This window comes from Clostridium sp. AF29-8BH, assembly GCF_003478145.1.
Classification (GTDB): Bacteria; Bacillota; Clostridia; order Lachnospirales; family Lachnospiraceae; genus Otoolea; species Otoolea fessa.
Map to the genome: position 1 here is coordinate 192,421 of NZ_QUEL01000002.1, position 24,820 is coordinate 217,240.

17 protein-coding genes, 2 pseudogenes and 2 riboswitches are annotated in these 24,820 nt (G+C 51.2%); of the genes and pseudogenes, 5 read left to right on the top strand and 14 right to left on the bottom strand.

Translation table 11 applies throughout. From position 1 onward, the window contains the following. Window positions 1-68: 68 nt before the first annotated feature. The 9 genes and pseudogenes from DWZ16_RS02595 to glgB form a co-directional block, all read right to left on the bottom strand. Window positions 69-566 (bottom strand): NUDIX hydrolase, encoded by a 498-nt coding sequence (locus DWZ16_RS02595; protein ID WP_107000811.1) that lies wholly within the window; start codon window positions 564-566, stop codon window positions 69-71. A 24-nt stretch (window positions 567-590) separates the two neighbouring features. After that, a pseudogene (locus DWZ16_RS02600) lies at window positions 591-2,053 on the bottom strand (metallophosphoesterase). A gap of 282 nt (window positions 2,054-2,335) precedes the next feature. Then, complete coding sequence (locus DWZ16_RS02605) at window positions 2,336-2,608, bottom strand: GIY-YIG nuclease family protein (RefSeq protein WP_022359457.1); 273 nt, start codon at window positions 2,606-2,608, stop codon at window positions 2,336-2,338. A gap of 467 nt (window positions 2,609-3,075) precedes the next feature. Further along, complete coding sequence (locus DWZ16_RS02610) at window positions 3,076-4,647, bottom strand: DUF3794 and LysM peptidoglycan-binding domain-containing protein (RefSeq protein WP_118522232.1); 1,572 nt, start codon at window positions 4,645-4,647, stop codon at window positions 3,076-3,078. 82 nt (window positions 4,648-4,729) lie between these two features. Then, window positions 4,730-5,409 (bottom strand): annotated as a pseudogene (cysE, locus tag DWZ16_RS02615) (serine O-acetyltransferase). A 146-nt stretch (window positions 5,410-5,555) separates the two neighbouring features. Beyond that, window positions 5,556-6,119 (bottom strand): HD domain-containing protein, encoded by a 564-nt coding sequence (locus DWZ16_RS02620; protein WP_118522233.1) that lies wholly within the window; start codon window positions 6,117-6,119, stop codon window positions 5,556-5,558. A 43-nt stretch (window positions 6,120-6,162) separates the two neighbouring features. Beyond that, on the bottom strand, window positions 6,163-6,480 hold the full coding sequence (locus DWZ16_RS16485; RefSeq protein WP_412694217.1) for a hypothetical protein: 318 nt from the start codon (window positions 6,478-6,480) through the stop codon (window positions 6,163-6,165). Next, a complete protein-coding gene (locus DWZ16_RS16490; protein ID WP_347475078.1) occupies window positions 6,477-7,052 on the bottom strand; it encodes a mechanosensitive ion channel family protein in 576 nt (191 codons plus the stop codon). Before DWZ16_RS16490 ends, DWZ16_RS16485 begins: the two co-directional genes overlap by 4 nt. Window positions 7,053-7,073: 21 nt before the next feature. After that, a complete protein-coding gene (gene glgB, locus DWZ16_RS02630) occupies window positions 7,074-9,596 on the bottom strand; it encodes a 1,4-alpha-glucan branching protein GlgB (RefSeq protein ID WP_243021900.1) in 2,523 nt (840 codons plus the stop codon). Between the two features lie 550 nt (window positions 9,597-10,146). On the opposite strand from glgB, the gene lepB reads away from it, so the two are divergent. After that, a complete protein-coding gene (lepB, locus tag DWZ16_RS02635; RefSeq protein WP_227589452.1) occupies window positions 10,147-10,659 on the top strand; it encodes a signal peptidase I in 513 nt (170 codons plus the stop codon). A gap of 35 nt (window positions 10,660-10,694) precedes the next feature. After that, the gene (locus DWZ16_RS02640) at window positions 10,695-12,014 is read left to right on the top strand and encodes an aspartate kinase (RefSeq protein ID WP_107000817.1); all 1,320 of its coding nucleotides are present in this window, start codon (window positions 10,695-10,697) and stop codon (window positions 12,012-12,014) included. A gap of 388 nt (window positions 12,015-12,402) precedes the next feature. On the opposite strand, the gene DWZ16_RS02650 is transcribed toward DWZ16_RS02640, so the two are convergent. Beyond that, window positions 12,403-14,049 carry a DEAD/DEAH box helicase gene (locus DWZ16_RS02650; protein WP_117796518.1) on the bottom strand — a complete coding sequence of 549 codons (1,647 nt, stop codon included), beginning with the start codon at window positions 14,047-14,049 and terminating at the stop codon, window positions 12,403-12,405. A gap of 413 nt (window positions 14,050-14,462) precedes the next feature. Between DWZ16_RS02650 and DWZ16_RS02655 the strand changes: the two genes are divergently transcribed. Then, window positions 14,463-15,275 (top strand): amidohydrolase family protein, encoded by an 813-nt coding sequence (locus tag DWZ16_RS02655; RefSeq protein ID WP_022359467.1) that lies wholly within the window; start codon window positions 14,463-14,465, stop codon window positions 15,273-15,275. A 96-nt stretch (window positions 15,276-15,371) separates the two neighbouring features. Here DWZ16_RS02655 and DWZ16_RS02660 read toward each other — a convergent pair whose 3' ends face one another. Further along, window positions 15,372-17,030 (bottom strand): hypothetical protein, encoded by a 1,659-nt coding sequence (locus DWZ16_RS02660; protein WP_118522234.1) that lies wholly within the window; start codon window positions 17,028-17,030, stop codon window positions 15,372-15,374. 254 nt (window positions 17,031-17,284) lie between these two features. Then, window positions 17,285-17,364: riboswitch (ZMP/ZTP riboswitch) on the top strand. A gap of 93 nt (window positions 17,365-17,457) precedes the next feature. Here DWZ16_RS02660 and pflB point away from each other — a divergent pair. Continuing rightward, the gene (gene pflB / locus DWZ16_RS02665) at window positions 17,458-19,752 is read left to right on the top strand and encodes a formate C-acetyltransferase (RefSeq protein ID WP_118522259.1); all 2,295 of its coding nucleotides are present in this window, start codon (window positions 17,458-17,460) and stop codon (window positions 19,750-19,752) included. A 2-nt stretch (window positions 19,753-19,754) separates the two neighbouring features. Continuing rightward, a complete protein-coding gene (locus DWZ16_RS02670; RefSeq protein ID WP_118522235.1) occupies window positions 19,755-20,567 on the top strand; it encodes a radical SAM protein in 813 nt (270 codons plus the stop codon). Window positions 20,568-20,903: 336 nt separating this feature from the next. Here the strand turns inward: DWZ16_RS02670 and DWZ16_RS02675 are convergent, their stop codons facing one another. The 3 genes from DWZ16_RS02675 to metK form a co-directional block, all read right to left on the bottom strand. Continuing rightward, window positions 20,904-21,593 carry a response regulator transcription factor gene (locus tag DWZ16_RS02675; protein ID WP_022359471.1) on the bottom strand — a complete coding sequence of 230 codons (690 nt, stop codon included), beginning with the start codon at window positions 21,591-21,593 and terminating at the stop codon, window positions 20,904-20,906. Window positions 21,594-21,642: 49 nt separating this feature from the next. Further along, complete coding sequence (locus tag DWZ16_RS02680) at window positions 21,643-23,118, bottom strand: sensor histidine kinase (protein WP_118492943.1); 1,476 nt, start codon at window positions 23,116-23,118, stop codon at window positions 21,643-21,645. 268 nt (window positions 23,119-23,386) lie between these two features. Then, entirely contained in the window at window positions 23,387-24,574 is a 1,188-nt protein-coding gene (metK, locus tag DWZ16_RS02685; RefSeq protein ID WP_022359473.1) for a methionine adenosyltransferase, read from the bottom strand. Between the two features lie 78 nt (window positions 24,575-24,652). Next, a riboswitch (SAM riboswitch) is annotated at window positions 24,653-24,796 on the bottom strand. Between the last annotated feature and the right edge of the window lie 24 nt (window positions 24,797-24,820).

A 24,820-nucleotide genomic window follows, 5' to 3' on the forward strand; every position in this document is an offset into this window, starting at 1 on the left:
ATATTGATTATTCCTCATGAGCACGCACTGCAGAACCCTCGTTCCCCAACCAACCCGCAGTTGCGTGCTTATTTGTATGTAATTTTTACCCCGTCCAGCTCAGTTTCTATCAGCTCGTCCCCATCATATGACAATTTCAATGAAAAAAACGTATCCCTTTCAATCAGAAGCTTCAAAAAGATCCGATCGCCGTCCCAGAGCCGCAGAGCCGATACATCCTTTTTCGCCACCCAGGCAAGCTCGCCCTCGTCACATTCGCGAAGCGTTCCCTCAAATCCATCCGCCGTGTACAGGCACATATATTCCGTCGGCCAGCCTTTCGCGATAAACGTCACGATTCCGCGGAAGCGCCAGGAAGTCAGAGTCAGCCCTGTCTCCTCCTTCACTTCGCGCAACAGGCAGTTCTCCGGGCTTTCATTCTCCTCAAAATGTCCGCCGACGCCAATCCATTTTCCTTCATTCACATCCTGTTTCTTCTTGATGCGGTGCAGCATCAGATATGAATCGTCTTTTTCAATGTAGCAGAGCGTTGTCAGCGGCGAACGCTGTTTTTTTGTCTCTCCCATGCCTCCTGGTACCTCCATTTTTATTTAATGTACGCTCGGAATCTTCAGATGCCCGTAGTCCTTCGCCTCGTCCTCCAGGATATTCTGCAGAAAATCGCTCAGTTCGCTGACATAGCCGATCTTGTTCCAATCTTCTAGCACCGGATTTTCCTTTGCGGCTTCCTCGATCTGATACATCCGTCCTCATAATAATTCACGCACAGATCCGCGTAGTACGAAGCCATTTCCTGTTTCTTCTCGTCCGTAAAAAATGCATGGCGATCCTCGATATGGCGATTCAGATCCCGAATTGCATCGCGGATTGCCGCCCGACGCAGGATCGACTCCGAATAAGCCGTAAAATCTGCCAGATCTCGGTTGTGGTACGAGTGGCGTATCGCCCAGCCGTCCACATCGACAGGTTTCGCATCATACTGGTAGGTCCCGTCGTTCCAGATGCGGACAATCCCGTAATGGCACGGAGCCATCACCATGGAACCCGTCACAACCTCATAGATGCCCGTGTCCTCGTCTTCCTTATAATGCTGGATATGCAGATGTCCGCTCAAGTGCAGGCGCACGCCATGATCCGACAGCATCCGCACCAGTTCCTCGTTGTGCTCGATCGTACAGTTGTCATAAAAGGCCCGGCTCACTCCGCTCTCATCCAGCAGGTTATGATGGCTGACGGATATCACGCGGGCGCCTTCCCGCTCCGCCTCTTCCAGAATCGGCTCCATCCACTCATACGTTTCCCGGCGGATCATGCCGCCGACCTCATTTTTCGGTTCATACTGACAGGAATCCAGCATCAGCAACCAGTTTGCACTGTCTATCTTATAAAGATAACTCAGCGATGCCGGATCCCGGCTGTCCGCCGCTACATAGCCAAAATCAGCATAGATATCCCGGAACTCGTCCGCTGTGATGGACTCCACCTTTTCCGTTCCATCCGCCGTATAGCGGCGGGCATCCGGGTTATTGATATCGTGGTTTCCAGGTATAACCGCGACCTCAATTCCCGCCTCGCTGAGTCCTTCCAGAAGTTCTGCCAATTCCTCATGGCTCGCTTTCTCTCCGTCCAGCGTCAGATCTCCGCTCAGAATCAGGAGGTCTGGATCTTCCTCCTTCATATCATCGAGAAAGGCGTCCATGACCTCCCAGCCGTACTCCAGCACGCGCCCGTCTCCGCCCCTCGCCATTCCGACAAAGGAATCACAGCGGTTTCCTGCCAGTTTCTCGGCAAAATAGTGCATATCCGTTGCCACCACGATCTTCTTTTCCACGAAATGGTCCTCGGTTTCCTCTTCCCCGCTTCCTTCGTCTTCGGCAGCCTCATGGCTCTCCTGTGTCTCCTCTGTCTCAGTTGTCTCAGTCTCCGACTCCTGTGTGGCACCCGGACTTTCCGTTTCCGCCTCGCTGGAAACCTCCGTCGCGTCTGCCTCCTTCGATAGAACGAACAGCCGCCAAGTAGCGCTGCCAGAAAGGCTGTTGCCATCACTATACATCCTTTGTTTCTTCTACTTTTTCTCACTGTACCTATCTGCTCCTGTTTTCTCTCTATCTTTCAATTTCTGTAACTGTTCAGTACCTTCACAGTCACGCGCAAAAATCCATTAAAAATTGCCTACGGCAATGGGATTTTTGCCTGCTGGCCCATGTTTTCGTACGGTCAGCACAGTAAATGTGCAGACCTACTGAACAGTTACCAATTTCTACTGCTGTTTCTTGCCTTTACCGCTATTGTTTGTACCAATTCTTCGTACATAATCTGCCCCGGCACGATATATCTACGTCTCGTCATCCACCGGAAGCTCCGTCCGCCCCAGCGCTGCCATCGCCTCTTTTTCCTTTTTGGTCAGTTTCTTGATCGCTGCCTCCCGGCGCATCGCCTCGCTGCGCGTCGCATATTCTTCATAGTATGCCAGCACTACCGGACGGCGGGTTTTCGTGTATTTTGCACCTTTCCCGGCATTGTGCGCCGCCACCCGCGCTGCCAGATGGTTCGTCCACCCGCAGTACAAGGTTCCGTCCGCGCAGCGCAAAAGATATGTATAATTCATGTCTCGTCCTGCCTTTATGGTTCGCACTCCCGACAAAAATTTCTCAGTACACAGGAAAACGCATCCGGACGCCCTATGTAAACGGCGCCGCGCCTTGCAATGCACGGGCACCGCCCGGTTCGGGAAACTCCTTCCCCGGATCTATCATCAAGCACCGGCCGGATGCGTTTTCCTAGCTTACAAGGCAAAAATCCTTTGTCAAAGTCAAATCTGCATGGATTTTTGCTTGTAACTGTAAAGATATTGAACCGTTACAATAATAGTATATAAAGTTTTCCCCCAAATGCAACCATTCCGGCTGGATTTTTTGTTACTGTACACGCATACGTGTCCAGTAACGGAATTTGCCGTGGCTTCGAATTTCAATACGGCAAATTCCTGCTGCCACCACGTTTTCTTACGGCACTTTCGGCCCCAAAAGTGCCCACCCGTGAACAGAAACGATTTTTTCTCTCTAAAATTCCTACCTATGAACAGTTACCCGCCGTTACCTCTTTGATCAGAAGCAGCCGCGCCCCTGCACCGGCTTCCTCCCCGTCGATTTCATTCATTTCCCGCACCTGATCCACCGTCGTGTGGAATTTTTTTGCAATTTTCCACAGAGAATCCCCCGGCTGCACAATATAACCCACAATTCCTGGCTGCTGCTCCCAGCGCTTTAAATCGAACGGCTGTGTCTGCACGGATGTAACCACCTCTTCCTGCATCGGCTGGAATACAAGCAGTTCCACCGTGAGCTGCGCCTTGACCTCCGCCTCACCGCCGCCCAGCATCACCGCGCCGAGCTGTTCCAGCCCCAGATTCAACTGCCAGACGCAGTCTTCCCGGATCCCCTCCGCCTCGACCGTGCCGGAAAATGGCAGAACCTCAGAAATTGCCCCGACCGGCGCCGCGTCATCATCCGTCAGATACAGGAGACTGACTTCCAACACTCCCTCGATCGCCAGACCGTTTTCTGACGGGCGGCTCTCATCCAGCCGGACAATCCCACTGCTGTGGCAAATCTGCAGAATTCGCTCCGGTTTCTGAAAAGAAACACTTCCGCCCACCCGCATTTTGCAGCTGTTGCGCGTCAAAAGCCGGTCAAAGCACACCTCCCCCTGCTCGCTCACGACCTCGCAGCCGGTCGAATAGAGATCGCTTAAAAGTTCCACTGATTCTTCTTTATAAAGGCGGATGTCCAGCTCCAGCACCGCCTCCACTTCCACTTCGCGCATCTCCCCATCGCTGTCCGGCTTTTTGCCCGCCTCTGCATGAAGAATCCGGACCCCGACCGCCGGGATCATCTCCTCCACCGCCTCCGAGAGTTCCACTTCACCGGAAAACGGAATACTCTCCTCCAACCACTGAACCGGCGTGTGCTCGCCCTCGCCGCTGTAAATCAGGAACACCGACAATTCACCGTCCAGATGCAGTTTTCCATCCAACGGGCGCACCGAAACATCCCGAAGACGCATCTCCTGCCAGAGAATCGTCTCAATATTCGGCTTATTTGCCGATACGCTTACTTCCTCCCGGACCCGGTAGATATCTTTGCGCCGCACTGCAAGCGTCGCTGCCGGAACGCTTCTCTTCAGGACTTGCAGCCCCGCATCATCCGTCTCGACGTCCGCGGCAGCCTGCGCATCGACGCGGCTTTCCGCCCGCACCGTAAGCGTCAGCACCGCTTTGGCGCTCAGCTTGCGCGAATGAATCATGGTAATATTCAAATCTTCGATATTCCATACGATCTGCGTATAGTCGCGCTCCGAAAGCTCCGGCACATTGACCGTTTCCTCAAATGGGATCTCCCCGCCCATCGCCTGCAGCCCGCCCGACTCCCGGCGGTACAGCACCCGGAACACAAGCTTTCCCCGGATCAGCACCTTTTCTCCCTGAATCCGTGAATTTTCTATCTGAACCTCCCCGTCTGACAGCAGTATCTGCACCGCATCATCCAGCGCATCCGGCACAATAAAATCATCATCCAGCGTCAGCTGCGACACCGCCGTCCCCCTCTGCCGGTTCATATGTATCTCTTTTTTGATCAGCTCTATCATAAAAAACGCCCCTTTCCAAACCGCACGCATTTCTCTCAAAGAAATTTATGCAGCCGAAAGGGGTGTTATGAATAATTTTGTGTCAGGCTTTCTCCTGTCCTGCCCGCACTGCCTCCAGTTCCTTCCGCAGGTTTGCCGACTCTTCTCTAAGTTCCTGAAGCTCTTTCCGGAGCGCGTCGATCTGCTCTAAAATACGCTGATCGTCCTCGCCGATGATCATCTTCTGCTTCTTCGGCAGCGCCACGCCGTCCTTCTTGACCGGACGCGCCGGAATGCCGACAGCCGTGGTATTTTCCTCGAGCGGGCGGAGCAGAACCGCATTTGCCGCTACGGAACAGTTATCACCGACCTCGAAAGAACCGAGAATCTTTGCGCCGGAACCGACCGTCACATTATTTCCCAGCGTCGGATGACGTTTACCCTTCTGTGTTCCGACACCGCCCAGCGTCACACCCTGGTAAATCGTACAGTTGTCGCCAACCACCGCCGTCTCACCGATGACAACGCCGCAGCCGTGGTCAATCAGAATACCGTGTCCGAGCTGCGCACCCGGATGAATCTCAATCAATGTAAAGAAACGTGCCACCTGTGAAATCAGGCGCGCAATGAAAAACATATGGTGCTCATAAAACCAGTGCGCCACCCGGTGCCAGATCAGGCATGTACGCCCTGATATAAAAGTAGTACCTCCAATGCATTTCTCGCAGCCGGATCTCGCTCCTGAACCGCTTTTACATCCATCCAAATATCTTTTAAAATCATGTCTCTTCCCCTTTTACTGAACTGAATGACCTTTCCGTTTCCGCAAAATCTCAGAACCTATCATCCTTCTCTTCTCCGACAGCCATTCTTTCTGACTGGCTGCTGCAGTTTCTCATTGTCATCCTATGTTGTTTTTATGCTGCCGTTCATATATTTTGTAAACTACAACACCCTGCGATCCCGCCAAATACCTTGCCGCAGAGACGCACATATTCCTGATATTCCGGTGTCTCATTCAAGTCCTTTAAAAGGTCTATCATCGACGTGTAATACCACGCCTGTTTCTCTCTGTCCTTCATATTAAACCGCTGCCAGAGCTCCTCCCCGACCAACAGATAGTCACGCGCCATGCTGCGGATATTGCTCAGCTTGTCCGCCATCGTCAGGATCTTCTCCGCCGGACTCGCTGTTTTCAAATGTTCCAGCGTGTGCCCCTTGCGCTCAATCCAGGTTTTGGACTTATCCTCGCTCTCCGCCAAGACCAGATCTGCAACCCGGGTGCCAAACTCCTGTTTCAAATCCTCGTAGGTCACACCCGTGTCCTCGATCGTATCATGCAGAAGTGCCGCTGCCAGTATCTCCTCATCGTTCGTCAGCATCGACGCAATCAGCGCCGTCTCCAGCGGATGAACGATATACGGAATTCTGGTTCCCTTCCGATGTGCGCCCTTATGCGCCTGTTCTGCGAATTTTGCCGCTCTGTCAATCATGGTTGTTCCTCTGTCTATATTGCTTATACTGTTTAAACGATTGCTACTGTTTCAAATGTACATCCATCTTGTTGTATGGAATTTCGATGCCCGCCTCGTCAAATGACAGCTTGATCCGTTCCAGAATGTCCCATCTCGTCTGCCAGTAATCGGACGTCTCTACCCAGCCCCGGATACCAAGAACCACGCTGCTGTCGCCCAGGCTGTCCACAAATACCTTGATGTCCTCGTCCTTCTTCACCATCGGATGTTCCCTGTAAACGCGCTCTAACACTGCCTTTGCCGTCCGGATATCTGCCTCATAGGCGATACCGACCTTGAGTTCCAGCATCCGCTTGTCCATCGCCGTCACGTTGGTCACGGTTGAGTTTGAAAGGGTGCCATTCGGATGGTAATTGCTTTATTATCGGTTGTCAGGATAGTCGTGTAAACCAGCCCGACCATCGAAACCCTTCCCTCCCCGGACGGGGAAATGATATAATCCCCCACCCGGAACGGTTTCATAATTAAAATCAAGAGTCCGCCCGCAAAGTTTCCAAGACTCTGCTGGAGCGCCAAACTCAGCGCAAGACCTGCCGCGCCAAGAACCGCCACAATCGAGGCGCTGTCCATGCCAAGCTGCCCTGCAATCATAAAAAGCAGGAATACATTCATCACAAACTGGGTCAGCGCCCGCAGGAAACGAGTCACCCCCACATCCATACCGGCATGCTCCATCGAGCGGGACAGCATCTTCTCGATCATCGAAATGACCTTACGTCCAATCAGGAAAATGATGAGCGCCACCAGTACCTTCTGTCCCAATGCCATAAGCCCCGGGCCAATCCGGTGCATGATCGCAGCCATCGTATCCACGTTCAAATTTGCCGGATCCGATAGTGACTCTGCTACCGCCGCGATCTCCTCGCCTGTCAGCTCTGCCGCTGTTGCCATCTATTTCATTCCTTCCTGTACTTACTCTTTTCCCACCTTTTTATCCAGACCTTCTTCCAATCCCGCCTGTCGTCTCGCAATCGAGGACAGACTGATAATCTTGGAGGAAAGCCCCGCCTTCGCCTCTGCCAGCTTATCTGAAATACCCGCCAAGCGTTCTGCTGCCGCAGCAGCTGTCCCCCCGGCTTTTCCATTGAATGCCGCCGCTGCATCCGCCATCATGCTCTGGAGATCGGTTTCAGCCTTTTCTTTTACACTCTTAGTGCTGTGGGTCGTCTTTTTCGTCTTCGCCGGTTTTTCTTTCTTCTCCGGCTCCGTCGGCGTGCAGCTGAAGACGCTGATGCCAAGCGGCGCCAGCTGGATCGTGATGGAATTTTCCTTTCCATCACATTCCTCTACCTTCGAGGACTTCATACGCGGATTGACCTTTCCGCTTCCGCCGAACTTCTCCGCATCGCTGTTGAAAATCTCTTTGTATTTTCCCTTAAACGGTACGCCGACCGTCAGCTTCTCATGCAACTGCGGGGCAAAGTTGCAGACAAAGAGCAGTGTCTCATCCGCGCCGCGCCGGAGAAATGCAATGATATTGTCCGCTGCATCCATGCAGTTGATCCACTCGAAGCCCTCCGTCTGATAATCTTTCTGATAGAGTGCCGGATGGCTGGTATAAAGGTGATTTAACTCCTTCACATACTCCTTCATCTGGCTGTGGATCGGGTACTGCAGCAGTTCCCACTCGATCGATGCATTCTCATTCCACTCATCCATCTGGGCGAAATCCTGTCCCATGAAGAGGAGTTTCTTGCCCGGATGTCCCATCATAAAACCGTATGCCGCCCGCAGGTTCGCAAACTTGTCCTCAAACGTCTGTCCCGGCATCTTATTGACCAGGGAACCTTTTCCGTGAACCACCTCGTCATGTGAGAAAACGAGGACGAAATTTTCACTATAGGCGTAAATCATGCTGAAGGTCAGTTCATTGTAGTGGTGGCACCGGAAATATGGATCCTGCTCCATATAGCCCAGGAAATCGTTCATCCAGCCCATGTTCCATTTATAATCAAATCCAAGACCGCCGTTCTTCACGTCGCCGGTAACCTTCGGCCATGCCGTCGATTCCTCGGCAATCAGAATCGCACCATCCTTGCGTCCCCTGAAGACAGAGTTCAGATGCTTTAAAAACTCGACCGCCTCCAGATTCTCATGACCGCCGTACATATTGGCAATCCATTCACCCGGATTCTTGCCATAATCCAGATACAGCATCGACGCCACCGCATCAAACCGGATGCCGTCCGCGTGATAGCGGTCCGCCCAGAACATCGCATTCGCAATCAGGAAGTTTGAAACCCCCGGTCTGCCGTAGTTGTAGATCAGCGTACCCCAGTGCGGATGCGCCCCCTGTCTCGGATCCTTGTGCTCATAGAGGCAGCTTCCGTCAAACTGCGCCATGCCCCATGCATCACGCGGGAAATGTGCCGGAACCCAGTCAAGGATAACGCCGATTCCCTGTCTGTGCAGATAATCCATAAAATACATGAAATCATCCGGTGTGCCGAAGCGGCTGGTCGGTGCGTAATATCCTGTCACCTGATAGCCCCACGAAGCATCCAGCGGATGTTCCATGACCGGCAGAAGTTCCACATGGGTATACCCCATTTCCTTCACATATTCCGCCAGCTTGACCGCGATCTCACGGTAATTGTAAAACTCCGATCCGACAATCTCGCGTCCTCTCTTATCCACCTCGATCTGTTTTCGCATCCAGGAACCGAGATGTACCTCATAGATCGACATCGGCGCCGTCTTCGTGTCGAGCGCCGCCCGTTTCTTCATCCAGTCCTGATCGTTCCATTTATACTCGTCCAGATCCCAGACGATGGATGCCGTGTTCGGTCTAAGTTCCGCATAGTTCGCATACGGATCCGCCTTCAGCGCCGGGTCACCGTTCTTGAACTTAATTTCATATTTATAAACAGCTCCCTTTTTTAGCTCCGGGATAAAAATCTCAAACACGCCCGAATCTCCCAACCGCCGCATCTGGCTGCGTCTGCCATCCCACAGGTTGAAATCACCGACAACACTCACGCGCATCGCTTCCGGCGCCCAGACTGCAAAATAGACGCCGCTCACACCTTTGACCGTCATCGGATGCGCGCCCATCTTATTATAAATGCTGTAGTGGACGCCCGCCTCGAATTTCTTCAAATCCGATTCCGTAAACTGCGGTGCAAAGGAATACGGATCGTGTATCTCACTTAACGTACCATTATCATAAAACACAAGGAGGGTATAATCCGCCAGAGTCTTGCGCGGAATCAGCGCCGCAAAAAAGCCAGTCTCGTCCGCCATCTCCATCTGGTACTGCTTGCCGGTTGCCGAAAGTTTGACCGTAATATCGCGCGCCGTCGGAATAAACGCCTGTACCAGCATTCCCTCCGGCGTCATATGGGCTCCCAGCATCCGGTGCGGGTTTGCCGCTTCCGAATAGACAATTTCTTCAATTCCAGCCCAGTCCATCAGATCGTATAATGTTTTATCCATACATACGCCCCCTTGCGTTCCTTTGTGGTTTTTGGTTTTAGCTTCATTTTAGCATCCCGCGCCCAATAATACAATCATACACTTCAAAACATTTATGAATTTTCCCGAAATTTCGTGAAAAAACTTGATAAATCAAGGCATCTCATATACACTATTATGGCAGAAGGTTACCATATTACAGTAGCCTATTACTGCTCATGCGTTGCACAAACGTTACTGCCGTAGCAGACACCTTTGGAACTGAAAGTGCCATAAGATAACGTCACACAGACAGCAACAGCAGAGAGAGGAGATATATATGGAAGATCAAGATAGAGACCATATTTCGTCCCGAAGCCATTTCTCCGGGCGTTCCGATCAGGAACTGGATGAGATGCTCGATGAACTCCGCGCCGGAAAAATCGGCATCAACCAGCCGGGCCAGAACTCTTCGGAACACGATTCGGAAGATACGCCCGAAGAGAACGACAACGCTTCAGGTACCGGAAATGCCGAAAAATCCAAGAAGGGCAAGAGCCGCAAGGAAGGCTTCAATCTCAGGGACGAGGTCATAAGCTGGATTCAAGTCCTGGTTGCCGCCGCTATTATCGCATTCTGCGTCAACCATTTCATCATCGCCAACAGCGAAGTCCCGACCAGCTCGATGGAAACGACCATCATGGCTGGCGACCGCGTCATCGGCTCACGGTTAAGCTACAAATTCGGAGATCCGCAGCGGGGTGACATCGCCATTTTCATTTATCCGGATGATGAAGCGAAAGGCATCAAAACGTACTATGTCAAACGTATCATCGGTATGCCGGGCGACACGATCGACATCGTGGACGGCAAGGTATACTTAAATGGTTCCGATACACCGCTCGACGAGCCGTATCTGCATGAACCGATGGAACCGGAGGAACCGCAGCACTACGAAGTGCCGGATGGCTGCTATTTCATGCTGGGCGACAACCGGAACTATTCCAACGACGCCCGCCGCTGGACGCACAAATACGTCAAGCGCGACAAACTGGTTGCCAAGGTACTGTTCCAGTATTTTCCGAAGATCCAGAAACTGAATTAACCCAATATTTACTTTAGGAAGGAACAAAGAACATCATGAAGAAAGTAGTAAAGTTTGGCGGAAGTTCCCTCGCCAGCGCAAAACAGTTCAAAAAAGTCGGAGATATTATCCGTGCTGATAAATCCAGACGCTACGTTGTACCGTCTGCTCCGGGCAAACGCAACAAAAATGACACCAAAGTAACCGATATGCTCTATGCCTGCTACGAGGCAGCTTCCACCGGCGCAAGCTACGGCAAGCTTCTCTCCGCCATCAAAGAGCGCTATGAGCAGATCATCGACGGCCTGGAGTTGAATTTAAACCTCGATTATGAGTTCAAGACCATCGAGGAAAACTTTATCGCAAAAAAAGGCAGCGATTACGCAGCTTCCCGCGGTGAGTATTTAAACGGTATCATCATGTCCCATTACCTGGGCTATGAGTTCATCGATGCAGCCGAGGTAATCTTCTTTGACGAGAATGGTACATTCCTGTCCGAGAAAACCAATGAAGAGCTGTCCGAACGCCTCGCGCACACTGAGCGCGCCGTTATCCCAGGCTTCTACGGGTCCAATCCGGACGGCACGATCCACACCTTCTCCCGCGGTGGTTCGGATATCACTGGCTCCATCGTAGCCCGCGCGATTCACGCAGACCTCTACGAGAACTGGACCGATGTATCCGGTTTCCTGGTAACCGACCCGCGCATCGTGGAAAATCCGGTTCCGATCGAGACCATCACCTACAAAGAACTGCGTGAACTGGCTTACATGGGTGCCAGCGTCCTTCATGAGGATGCCATCTTCCCGGTACGCCGCGAGGGCATCCCGATCAACATCCGCAACACCAACAAGCCGGAGGATCCGGGTACACTCATCGTCGAGAATACCTGCCGGAAGCCGAAATACACCATCACCGGTATCGCCGGAAAGACTGGTTTCTGCTCTGTCACCATCGAGAAAGCGATGATGAACTCCGAAATTGGGTTTGGGAGAAAAGTTCTGGGTGTCTTCGAGGACTGCGGTATTTCCTTCGAGCATATGCCGTCCGGAATCGATACGATGACCATCTTCGTACACCAGTCCGAATTCGAACAGCATGAGCAGTTCGTTATCTCCAACATCCACCGCGCGGTACAGCCGGATTCCATCGAGCTTGAGTCCGATTTAGCACTCATCGCCGTCGTAGGACGCGGCATGAAGTCCACCCGCGGCACTGCCGGACGTATCTTCTCCGCCCTGGCACACGCCCGCATCAACGTCAAGATGATCGACCAGGGTTCCAGTGAACTCAACATCATCATCGGCGTGAAGAACGCAGATTTCGAGGCGGCTGTGAAAGCGATTTATGATATTTTTATTACAGCGGAGCTGTAAGAGCAAATTTTAAAGTTATTAAGATAAAAAGTCATCTTTGAGACAAACAAAACATCTCAAAGATGACTTTTTATAATTTTATCTTTATGATATACTAATACAGCTACCACCCCTAGACAGGTGCAGAAAGGGGGGTGTGCCATTTTGAATATATTTCTGTCTTTTCTTGTGTCCGTCGTGGCAAGTGTAATCGCCTATTACATATGCAAGTGGTTGGACGGACATCGTTAGGTAGTCAGCCAGAGGCTTAAGCCACCTCGCCCAAATGGAATAAAATCCCTCAGGTGTGCCCGCACCTGAGGGATTTGTTTTTGTGCCACTTTGAACACTTTTGTCTTTTCGCCTAATGGCATTATAGCATATGCCAAATATAATTTCAATATGCTCTTTACTTCCGGTTCGCCTTCTCCATATGCACGTTCTTGCCCTTGATCTTCGCACCGCGCATCGCCTGCAGTACAACGTCCGCATGCTCTCTCGGCACCTCGACGAATGTGTAATTATCGAACATATCGATACTTCCGACCATACGTCCCGGCATGCCGGATTCTCCGGCGATCGCACCGAGGATATCGCCCGGACGGATGCCCTGGTTCTTTCCGATGTTGATGAAGAGACGCGCTACGTCCTCATTTCTGCCACGGCTTCCTCTGCCGTTTCTTCCACCACGGCTGCGGCGGCTCTCATCCTCGAGATCCTCCAGCTCACGCAGCGGGCGGTTCTCCTCTAAGAGCTCCTCGCCCTCTTCGCCCATCATCATTTTGAGCAGCGCTGCTGCCAGATCGAGCGTCGTGTAGTCCTCTTCCAGCACACGTTTTTCTACAATATCGATCACCTTGCTCAGATCGCTGTCCTGCAGCACCTCGCCCACCTGGTCAAGAATCTTATCTGCCTTAATGGAGGTCACATCGTCCAGAGACGGAATCGCCTGCGGAATGATGCGGGTCTTGCAGTAGCGCTGGATCTCGCGCAGCTTGTAAACCTCTTTGCCAACTACGAGATTAAACGCCTTGCCCTCGCGTCCGGCACGGCCGGTACGTCCGATGCGATGTACATAATACTCGTCATCCTGCGGTACATCATAGTTGAATACCGCCTCGACATCATCGACGTCGATACCGCGGGCTGCCACATCCGTTGCCACCAGAATGTCCGTCCGTCCGGTACGGAATGCACGCATGACACGGTCACGCTGCTCCTGTTTCAAATCGCCGTGAAGCCCTTCTGCAAAATAGCCGCGTCCCTGTAAGCCCTGTACCAGCTCATCGACCTGCTTTTTCGTGTTGCAAAATACCACAGAGAGCTTCGGATCATAGAGATCCAGCAGACGGCACATAACCTCCAGCTTGTTCTTCGGTTTTACTTCATAATAATACTGGGTTACCTTCGGAACGGTCAGCTCTTTCTTGACCACGCGCACAATCTGCGGATCTTTCTGGAAGTTCGCCGCGATCCGCTGAATCGCCTGCGGCATCGTCGCTGAGAACATCAGCGTCTGTCTCTCCTCCGGCAGTGCGCTTAAGATGGTTTCCATATCCTCTAAAAAGCCCATGTTCAGCATCTCGTCCGCCTCGTCGAGAACAACCGTGTGGATCTGATCCATCTTGACGGTTTTGCGGCGCATGTGATCCATCACACGCCCCGGCGTACCGATGATAACCTGCACACCATCCTTGAGGGAACGGATCTGACGTCCGATCTCCTGTCCGCCGTAGATCGGCAGAACCTTGACACCGTGCATGTATTTTGCCAGGCGGCGGATCTCCTCAGATACCTGGATGGCAAGTTCACGGGTCGGACAGAGAATGATCGCCTGCGGCTTCTTATTCTTCGGATCGATCTTCTGTAACAGCGGAATACCAAACGCAGCCGTCTTACCGGTACCGGTCTGTGCCTGTCCGATGATATCCAGTCCCTGCAGTTCCAGCGGAATCGCCTGTCCCTGAATCGGAGAAGCCGCCTCGAACCCCATATCGGTGATCGCACGCATGATCTTTGCATCTAACTCTAAATCTTCAAATCTGATTGTTTCCATTCTATTCCTTTCATTGTCTGATTAACGGTCTGCACATTCCGGAGATACATTTCATATATCATATTAGTTATCTTTTTTTTGCATTCTTCCGGAATATTTACAAAAAAAGAAAGAGGCAGTTTGCCCCTTTGCAATACGCATAGCTATCACTATACCAGATCATAGTGTGGATGTCAAACAGATGGAGAAAAATTTGACATCCACCCCATTTGGGACTACACTAACAGTTGATTTCATACAGTTGCTGCATGCTCTATGAACCTGCCGGACTGTCACTGCATTTCTTATTTATATACACCCGAAGTTTTGTTGCACCGGATTTTCTCAAAACTTCCAGACATACATCACAGCAGAAAGGAGGACAGCGCCGTTCTTTTTCCAAAAGGTTTTTGATACAGGCGCCTGTTATCATTATGAAAATCATTGATTCACATTTGCACTTTTGTCCCGGTTACCCGCATTTCGATGAGATTGCCATCGAAGCCGGTCATATCAATAATGAAGAGCATCTGCGGGAATGCTTTCAGAAATATAATATCGTCGGCGGCATCGTCATGGGAAACCGCGGCGTTCACCCGGATAATCACACATACCCGGATTTTCTGCGCTATTGCGTCGGCGTCGAAGCACGAAAACTGACGCCGGAAAAGATTCAGAAGACATGCGATCTTGTCGAAGAAAACTTAAAACGGAATACCTGCGTCGGCATCAAACTCTATCCGGGATATGATTCCATCTACGTTACCGACGAGCGCTTCGAACCGATCTACGACCTCGCCAAGGCGTATAAAAAGCCGGTTGCCATCCACACCGGACAGACCGCCGGTTCCAAAGCATTCATCAAATACAGCCATCCGCTGACCCTCGATGAAGCCGCCGTCCGCCATCCGGATGTCCAGTTCGTCATGTGCCACTTCGGCAACCCGTGGCTGATGGATGCCGCCGCCGTTGTCGAGAAAAATGAAAATGTCGCCGCCGACCTCTCGGGGCTTTTAGAGGGCAAATTTGACATTCCGGAGTTTCTGGAAGAGCAGAGCGGGTATATCAGCACCCTGAAAACCTGGCTTGCCTACATCCGCGACTATGATAAGCTCATGTTCGGCACCGACTGGCCGCTCGCCAACTATGAAGATTACATCGAAATTACGAAACGGCTGATTCCGGAAAAATACTGGGAAACTGTGTTCTATCAGGCAGCGGAGCGGATTTATCATTGCAATTTTTAATGGATTTTTAGAAATCATAGCTCTTTTAAACCATAAAAAAGATACTGAAAACGGCTTATTTCAGGCTGTTCCCAGTATCTTTTTTATCTCAAACCATCATTCTTTCCCGGCACCTGTCACGTCTAAAAACACATCCGCCACTCTTTCCATCCCCAGATACGCATACGGCAGCAGCAGCATAAAATACACCACCGAATACTGCCCCTTCGCCTCCCAGACCAGATGGAACAGGAATCCCCCAATAAACACGATTCCCGGAAGCAGCATCCCCCATCTGTCCGGTTCTCCACGTTCCTGCCTCTCCCAGACCGTTTCCATTCCCTGTTTTTTCACAGCTTTCACAGTTTTTTCTGCCTTTTCTGCTTCTATCCTCTTTTCCCATGTTCGTTTCATCAGGACATGCTTACTTCGGCTTCCTTTGGCACTCATCCCGGCAATCACCCATACGCATGCCATCGCATACACAAACGTCTGCACCAGATTCGCCGCAAAAACATAGAGCCGGTTCAGACCCCCTTCTTCCTTGAAAAGCTCCCATGGCGGGCTTCCCTCCGCCCAGGAGGTATTTCCCACCTCCTGGATCCAGAGACTCTGAAAGGTCGGTTCCGCCCAGATTGACTCGATCTTCCGAACAAAGAAATCAGCGGCTTTCGCCGGTTCCTCTGCCATATCTGAAATCGTTTTCCGCAAATCTGCCTGCGCCCATGCGGCCGCCAGATCCGCATCCCCATCTGCCTTCTGAAAGAGTTTTACCTGATAGCCATTGTACCAGCCCGGTCCACGTTTGCTCTCCTCCAGTCCCATCTGCACCCAGGCAATCATCGGCGCACCGTCCGATACCGTGCGTCCGGTCACAGAAGAAATTCCTGTCTGAATCCCCCGGTTTCCAATCACATACACTGTAATCAGAAGCACCGCTGCCACCAGCAGGCGTGCTTTCCTTCGAAAGACTCCCGAGGATGCCAGATACAAAAACAGCGCCACCAGCACAATCTCATAATTCGACTTGAGGATCACCGCCGCCGCTACTGCTGCCGCGCCAATCCAGAAGTCTCTTCCCCGCCCCTCTTCCACATACCGCACCAGACGTTCCATCGCCAGACACGAAAGTCCAAATCCTGGCATCGTGCCGTACACGAAGAGGATATAGAAAGAAAATGGCAGACAGCACGCCATCCACAAAAGCAAGCTGCACCTTTCGTTTCCCCGGACCATCATCCGCTGCAGGCTCACGATCCCCAGAATAAAAAATCCGATATTTAAAATCTGGAAAACTGCATACGCCGCATCTCCAAAGAAAAATGCCAGCACTGCCATATAGAGAATCAGCCCGTTCTGAGACGGATAAGTGTACGCATACCCAAGCGGTCCTTCCGCTGTCCCATATGAATACGCCACCGGCTCCCAGGCGCTGAAATCGCCCTGCAGAAGTCCCTGCGCGGACGCCATACACTGATGGGAGTCAGAACCGCCCCAGGACGGGACAAGGAGAATCCAAAAAAGATAGGCAGCAGCCGCTAAAAGAAGCCACTGGTTCTTCCGGCACTTTCGTTCCTTTCTCCGCCTGTAAAACATCGTCAGTCCAATCACACCCGCACCAAAAAACAGGTGCAGAAACAGACTGTCCCTTCCATACTGTACAATCTCAGAACCTCCATAGACCCGGCAGGTCACAACCGCGCTGAGCAGTGTCAGAAAAAAAAGAATTCCTCCCAACAAAATCCGCACCAGCCCGACACAAAATTTTTCCAGCATTTCCTTCCTCTCTTCTGTCATTTCTGTCAAATTCAGGTTTCATCATTACTGTTCAAGCATCGTGCCCAGCAACTTTTTATCCCTTTTTCATTCCCATCTGCACTAAAACTTCACTCATTTTATCAAGTCATTTGCCAAATGTCCACTCTTTCCGGCACTCTTTTTGTTACTGTGAACAGCTACGGATTTGAACCGTTACCTCTTCCCCAAAATATAGCTTGACATTCCTCTTCGGTTCTGATATATCTTAAACATAGCAGTCATACAACTGACGGATAAGTGGATCAACCACATGAAGTATGACTGGAAATTGCCGACCGTCTGGGCGTCACAGCACAGACCGTGGGTATTTTTTTTACTTTTTTTCACTCTCACTGTCTCTGCTGGGATCGAAATTTTTCAACCAGGAGGGAAACACATGTCTGCTATGTATCAAACATTCCAAAACACACCTATCTTTCAAACGGCCTGGAGAGGTTTTCTGGGCTCCAAATGGACCGACGAAGTGAACGTCCGCGATTTCATCCAGAACAACTATACGCAATATGATGGTGATGAAAGCTTTCTCGCTGCCCCGACCAGTGCCACTCATCTGCTCTGGGAACGCCTTCAAAAGCTTCAGAAGGAAGAGCACGAAAAGGGCGGTGTGCTCGAATGCGAAACTGAAATCGTATCCAGCCTGACCGCCTATGGTCCGGGATATATCGATCCGGAGCTTAAAGATCTGGAACGCATCGTCGGACTTCAGACCGACAAACCACTCAAGCGGGCTTTTATGCCGTTCGGCGGAATCAAGATGGCGGAGGAAGCCGCCGAAACCTACGGCTACCATGTCAATCCAAAATTTCATAAAATCTTTACCGAATACCATAAAACCCACAACCAGGCCGTCTTCGATGCGTATACCCCGGAAATGAAAACCGCCCGCCACTGCCATATCGTCACCGGGCTTCCGGATACCTATGGACGCGGCCGGATCGTAGGCGACTACCGCCGGATCGCCCTGTACGGAATCGATTTCCTAATTCAGGAAAAGAAAAAGGATCTGGAACGCTGTGGAAATGGCGCCATGTTTGATGACATCATCCGCCAGCGGGAAGAGATCTCCGAGCAGATCCGCGCTCTAAAGGGCATTCAGGAGATGGCTGCCATCTATGGTTTTGATATCTCCCGTCCGGCTTCCAATGCCAAAGAAGCCATCCAGTGGCTCTACTTCGGTTACCTCGCTGCCGTTAAGACCCAGAACGGTGCCGCCATGAGTGTCGGACGCGTTTCCACCTTCCTTGATATCTACATCAACCGGGATTTAACAGAACAAACACTGACCGAAGCCGAGGCGCAGGAATTAATCGACCATATGACAATGAAATTCCGCATGGTAAAATTCGCCCGGATTCCATCCTACAACCAACTTTTCTCCGGAGATCCGGTCTGGGCGACGCTGGAGGTTGCCGGTCTGGGACAAGACGGGCGTCCGATGGTAACGAAAAACGATTTCCGCTTTTTACATACGCTGGAAAATATGGGACCGTCCCCGGAACCAAACCTGACCGTCCTTTACTCTTCCCGCCTGCCAGAGGCATTTAAGAAATATGCTGCCAAAATCTCCATCAACACATCCTCGATCCAGTATGAAAACGACGATGTCATGCGTCCGATCTGGGGGGACGACTACAGCATCTGCTGCTGCGTCTCCGCCACCCAGACAGGCAAGGAAATGCAGCTGTTCGGCGCCCGTGCCAATCTTGCCAAATGCCTTCTCTATGCCATCAACGGAGGCAGAGACGAGAAATACACTACCAAAGACGGACGCCCGATGCAGGTTGGTCCGGCGTATGCGCCGATTACATCCGAATACCTCGATTATCAGGAAGTCATGCATAAATATGATCAGATGCTGGACTGGCTGGCGGGCATTTATGTGAATATCCTCAATTTGATTCACTATATGCACGATAAATATTACTATGAGTCCGCTGAGATGGCGTTGATCGACACGGATGTCCGGCGTACCTTTGCCACCGGAATCGCCGGTTTCTCCCACGTGGTCGATTCTCTCTCCGCGATCCGGTATGCAAAAGTGAAGGTCATCCGTGATGAATACGGCATCGCCCGCAAGTTTGAGACAGAGGGCGATTTCCCACGCTACGGAAATGATGACGACCGCGCCGATGAGATTGCCGTACGGCTGTTAAAAACCTTTTTACATAAAGTAAAAAAATACCACACCTACCGGAATTCCGAGGCAACCACCTCGATCCTCACGATCACCTCCAATGTTGTATATGGCAAGGCAACCGGCGCACTTCCGGACGGACGGCCGGCATTTACCCCGTTTGCCCCGGGCGCAACTCCTTCCTACGGCGCAGAGCAGAACGGTCTGCTCGCTTCTTTAAACTCGGTCGCAAAGCTTCCATATGAATATGCGCTCGACGGCATCTCCAACACAGAAACGATTGCACCGGGGGCGCTCGGTCACTCCGAGACAGAACGGAAAAACAACCTGGTTCACGTCCTGGACGGATATTTTGATCAGGGCGCGCATCATTTAAATGTAAATGTCTTTGGAATCGAAAAACTGAAAGACGCGATGGAACACCCGGAGAAACCGGAATATGCCAACTTCACCATCCGCGTTTCCGGATATGCCGTTAAATTTATCAATCTGACCAGAGAACAGCAACTCGACGTGATCGCCCGTACCTGCCACGAGGTGCTGTAACGATGCATACCGGTTATATTCATTCCATCGATACCTTCGGCTCCGTAGACGGTCCCGGTGTCCGCTTCGTGGTATTCATGCAGGGTTGTCTCATGCGCTGCCGCTACTGCCACAATCCGGATACATGGGTACTGCCAAAGGGACTTCCCCTCCCGGACGCCTCCACCCGCACTTCCGGCGCATCCGCTCTTTCCGAAGGTGTTTCTTGCCCATCTAAACACACCGGTTCGCAGGAAATCACCCCGGAAGCACTTCTTCGCCAGGCACTCCGCTACCGGAGTTACTGGCGCGGGGGCGGCGGCATCACCGTCAGCGGCGGAGAACCGCTCCTTCAAGCTGACTTTTTATGTGAATTTTTCCAGCTTGCCAAAGAACAGCACATTCACACCACACTGGACACCGCGGGACAGCCATTTACCACCGCCGAACCTTTCTTTTCCCGCCTGACCACGCTTTTAGAGCACACCGATCTTGTTATTCTGGATCTGAAACACATCGATCCGGAAAAACATCGTCTTCTGGCTGGGCACTCCAACGAATCCATTCTTTCCTTTGCCCGGTTTTTAGACCAGATTCATAAGCCCATGTGGGTCCGGCATGTTTTAGTCCCCGGCATTACCGATGATCCGGCCAACCTGCATGGAATCCGTGCATTTCTGGACACACTTTCAAATGTGGAAAAGGTAGAAATTCTCCCCTACCACACACTCGGCATCTATAAATGGGAAACGCTTGGCATTCCCTACTCCCTGTCCGACATCCGTATCCCGGACGAGAACGATCTGAAACGGGCAAACCAAATCCTGTTGGGATGAAAAAAAATGTGCCTTGGCACATTCGGGCGTCTCGCGCGGTCGCTTGCGACATGTTTCTGCTTCGTGCGAGTGCGCATCCTCGCGGAGCGTTTTATATGTTACTGTTCACGCATACGTGCCCAGTAACGGAATTTGCCGTGGCTTCGCATTTAAATACGGCAAATTCCTGCTGCCACCACGTTTTCTTACGGCACTTTCGGTTCCAAAAGTGCCTACCCGTGAACAATAACTTTTATATTTCATAGGACGCAATTTCTTATGAAATATAAAACGGCCCTTGGAAAGCGCTCCTGTTTGCGTTTCCCAAGGGTCGTTTTTATGTGACTTATCCAGTCATCAGACTTTAAACCGGTATCCAACGCCCCATATCGTCTCAATATACTGCGGTTTTGCCGTGTTGAACTCGATCTTCTCACGGATCTTCTTAATATGCACGGTAACCGTCGCGATATCTCCCAACGACTCCATATCCCAGATCTCGCGGAAGAGTTCTTCCTTGGTAAATACATGGTTCGGGTTCTGTGCTAAAAAGGTCAGCAGGTCAAATTCCTTCGTCGTGAAGTTCTTCTCCTCGCCGTTGATGTAAACGCGGCGGGCAGTCTTATCAATCTTGAGTCCCCGGATCTCGATGATCTCGTTTTCCGGCATACCGCTGCCGATCAGGCGCTCATAACGCGCCAGATGCGCCTTGACACGCGCCACCATCTCGCTCGGACTGAATGGTTTCGTGATATAATCGTCCGCGCCCAGTCCCAGACCGCGGATCTTGTCAATATCGTCCTTTTTCGCAGATACCATGATGATCGGTGTGTTTTTTACTTCCCGGATCTTCTTGCAGATCTCGAAGCCATCGACCCCCGGCAGCATCAGATCAAGAATCAGAAGGTCAAAATCTTCCTCCATGCCACGTTTCAGTCCCGTTTCTCCATTATTTTCTATCTCAACCTCAAAACCAGAAAGCTCCAGATAATCTTTTTCCAGCTCTGCAATACTCTCCTCATCTTCTACGATTAATATTCTGCTCATCTGTGAATTCCTCCTGCTGTTTTTATTTAAACGACCAAACTTCAAATCACTATGCCCCGACATACTTGCGCAAAACGAAATGGATCTCCGTTCCGATGCCTTCCTTGCTGGTCGCCCAGATGCGTCCGCCGTGATCTTCGATAATCTTCTTTACGATCGAAAGCCCGATGCCGCTGCCGCCCTTGGACGAATTTCTCGACGAATCCGTCCGGTAGAAACGGTCGAAAATATACGGCAGATCTTTCGCCGCGATTCCCTTTCCGTTGTCCTCGATGATGACCTGGATAAAATCGCCGTCATCCTTGATGCGGATATTTAAAATACCCTTTTTCTTGTCCAGATATTTGAGCGAATTTCCGATAATGTTGTTGATCACTCGCTTCATCTGCTCCGCGTCCGCGATCACGACCACATCCTCGTCCACATAGTTGAAATATCCCAGCTCGATGCCGCGCGTCTCCATATCCAGACCAACTTCCTCAACACAATCACCAAAATATTCCGCCACATTGATCTTTGAAAAGTTGTACGGAATCTTGTTCGTATCAATCTTCGAATAGAACGTCAGCTCGTCAATCAGTCGATCCATATCGTTTGCTTTATTATAAATCGTCCGAATATATTTATTCAGTTTCTCAGGTGAAGAAGCCACGCCATCCTGAATACCTTCCACATACCCCTTGATCGCCGTGATCGGAGTCTTCAGATCATGGGAAATATTGCTGATCAGCTCTTTGCTCTCCTTGTCGTACTGGAGTTTTTCTTCCTGCGATTCCTTGAGACGCAGACGCATCTCCTCGAAATCCTGGCAGAGCATTCCGATCTCATCTTCATCATCCACATCGAGCGTAAAGTCCAGATTTCCATCCCGGATCTGCTTGGTCGCCTCCTGCAGCTTGTGCAGCGGACGCAGCAGAGAACGGTAGATCCACATGATCAGCAGACCGCCCATAAAACTGATGATCAGCACGCCGAGAAGCAGCATCTCTCCGAGCAGCGCCTTGATCTCCGGCACATAATCCCCGACGTTCGTCACGATGAACACACTGCCCTGTGAATCATCTGAAAACCGGAAATCGATCTGTTTGACCAGATGCTGTTCCTCGCCATCCATGTAAATACTGCCTGCCATACTTCCCTGATCACCGTACGGCGCCAGCCGTTCGCAGAGCTCGCGTCCATCCTCGCTTCCGCAGAATGTGATGTCCTTGCCCTTGCGGATGACCAGATACGAATATTTATCGCGCAGTTCTTCATTGACCTTGCTCAAATAAGCCGGTTCTTCAAATAAATCTGTATTTTCCCCGACCGCCTCGCGGATCTCCTCCTGGATTCCCTGCGTCAGCCGGTTAAACACCTGTGTCTGATTGCCGGAGAGCAGATCGATCTGCTCCGACAGCCCGTATGTTTTCTGAAACAGATGCTCCTGATAGTTTACGAGTCCGAACGCCGCCACAAATATGAGCACAATCGGAACGACCGTAATCGTCACAAAAGCAATCGCCAGACGTGTGCGTATCTTCATCCTATTTCCTCCAGTCATTGCCCGGTCTGATACCAGATTGCCCCTACAAAAATTCTCCCGCAAAACTGCGTCGGACTTCTGCGCTTTTGCTCCTGATATCTTCCACAAGTAGTGTATCATATTTTGCAGATTACGTCTCTAAAAGTATTATAAATAAAAAAGCATGTGCCTTTTTGTGTAATAAAAGAGACTGCCGCAAAAGCGGCAGCCCCCTCGTTCTGATCTTATGATTTTTTACGGGCAGATATCCCTGCAGTGTTTCCAACTCTTACAGATACGCCTTTAATTCATCCACCTTATCCAGCTTCTCCCACGGAAGATCCAGATCGTCGCGGCCGAAATGTCCGTATGCAGCCGTCTGTTTGTAGATCGGGCGGCGCAGGTCAAGCATCTTGATGATGCCAGCCGGACGCAGGTCAAAGTGCTTGCGGATCATCTCAACCAGCTGATCCTCACGCAACTTGCTGGTTCCGAATGTATCTACCATGATGGAGGTCGGCTGTGCAACACCGATCGCATAGGAAAGCTGAATCTCACATCTGTCTGCCAGTCCGGCTGCTACGATGTTTTTCGCAACATAGCGGGCTGCGTATGCAGCAGAACGATCCACCTTTGTGCAGTCTTTTCCGGAGAATGCGCCGCCGCCGTGACGCGCCATGCCGCCGTAGGTGTCCACAATGATCTTACGTCCGGTCAGGCCGCTGTCTCCGTGCGGACCGCCGATAACGAAACGTCCGGTCGGATTGATAAAGAATTTTGTATTCTCATCAACCATCTCTGCCGGCAGAATCTCGTCAAATACATATTTTTTAATATCCTTATGGATCTGCTCCTGGGTTACTTCCTCGTCATGCTGGGTGGAAAGAACCACTGCATCCAGACGTGATGGTTTGCCGTTCTCATCGTACTCTACGGTTACCTGTGTCTTGCCGTCCGGGCGCAGGTAGCGCAGGGTTCCGTCTTTGCGGACCTTGGTCAGCTGGCGTGCCAGTTTGTGTGCCAGATAAATCGGATATGGCATATATTCATCCGTTTCGTTGGTCGCATAACCAAACATCATACCCTGATCGCCGGCACCGATTGCCTCCAGCTCCTCGTCGGTCATCTTGTTCTCTTTTGCCTCCAGCGCTTTATCAACTCCCATCGCGATATCCGGGGACTGCTCATCCAGTGCCACGATCACGCCGCAGGTATCACAGTCAAAACCGTATTTCGCACGGTCATAACCGATCTCACGGACGGTATTGCGGACTACCTTCTGGATATCCACATAGCCTTTCGTTGTGATCTCGCCCATAACCATAACCAGACCGGTTGTCGTCGCCGTCTCACAAGCCACACGGCTCATCGGATCCTGCTCTAAGAGCGCGTCCAGAATCGCATCGGAAATCTGATCACACATTTTATCCGGATGTCCTTCGGTTACTGATTCAGATGTAAAAAGTAATCTCTCCATATTTCCTCCTTTGATAAGTTTGTCGTAAGACATAAAAAAAGTCCGCAGCAACACGGACTTGATTATCTCGATCAACTCCTCTTATTGCTCGATAAACCGATCTCCCGGTTCCTCGCTCAGGCTGGCACCTTCCGTTCCCTGCTGAGACCAATTTTCAGTCCCATGTAACGGGGTTGCCGTGACTTCATAGATCCTTTGTATCTCCATCACTCTGAATAAGGGATATATACGAACTTTTTAATTGTT

Excerpts from the sequence above, each read along its gene's own strand:
- DWZ16_RS02595 (WP_107000811.1), bottom strand. The coding sequence starts at position 566 with ATGGGAGAGACAAAAAAACAGCGTTCGCCGCTGACAACGCTCTGCTAC.
- DWZ16_RS02605 (WP_022359457.1), bottom strand. The coding sequence starts at position 2,608 with ATGAATTATACATATCTTTTGCGCTGCGCGGACGGAACCTTGTACTGC.
- DWZ16_RS02610 (WP_118522232.1), bottom strand. The coding sequence starts at position 4,647 with ATGATAGAGCTGATCAAAAAAGAGATACATATGAACCGGCAGAGGGGG.
- DWZ16_RS02620 (WP_118522233.1), bottom strand. The coding sequence starts at position 6,119 with ATGATTGACAGAGCGGCAAAATTCGCAGAACAGGCGCATAAGGGCGCA.
- DWZ16_RS16490 (WP_347475078.1), bottom strand. The coding sequence starts at position 7,052 with ATGGCAACAGCGGCAGAGCTGACAGGCGAGGAGATCGCGGCGGTAGCA.
- glgB (WP_243021900.1), bottom strand. The coding sequence starts at position 9,596 with ATGGATAAAACATTATACGATCTGATGGACTGGGCTGGAATTGAAGAA.
- DWZ16_RS02640 (WP_107000817.1), top strand. The coding sequence starts at position 10,695 with ATGAAGAAAGTAGTAAAGTTTGGCGGAAGTTCCCTCGCCAGCGCAAAA.
- DWZ16_RS02650 (WP_117796518.1), bottom strand. The coding sequence starts at position 14,049 with ATGGAAACAATCAGATTTGAAGATTTAGAGTTAGATGCAAAGATCATG.
- DWZ16_RS02655 (WP_022359467.1), top strand. The coding sequence starts at position 14,463 with ATGAAAATCATTGATTCACATTTGCACTTTTGTCCCGGTTACCCGCAT.
- DWZ16_RS02660 (WP_118522234.1), bottom strand. The coding sequence starts at position 17,030 with ATGCTGGAAAAATTTTGTGTCGGGCTGGTGCGGATTTTGTTGGGAGGA.
- pflB (WP_118522259.1), top strand. The coding sequence starts at position 17,458 with ATGTATCAAACATTCCAAAACACACCTATCTTTCAAACGGCCTGGAGA.
- DWZ16_RS02670 (WP_118522235.1), top strand. The coding sequence starts at position 19,755 with ATGCATACCGGTTATATTCATTCCATCGATACCTTCGGCTCCGTAGAC.
- DWZ16_RS02675 (WP_022359471.1), bottom strand. The coding sequence starts at position 21,593 with ATGAGCAGAATATTAATCGTAGAAGATGAGGAGAGTATTGCAGAGCTG.
- DWZ16_RS02680 (WP_118492943.1), bottom strand. The coding sequence starts at position 23,118 with ATGAAGATACGCACACGTCTGGCGATTGCTTTTGTGACGATTACGGTC.
- metK (WP_022359473.1), bottom strand. The coding sequence starts at position 24,574 with ATGGAGAGATTACTTTTTACATCTGAATCAGTAACCGAAGGACATCCG.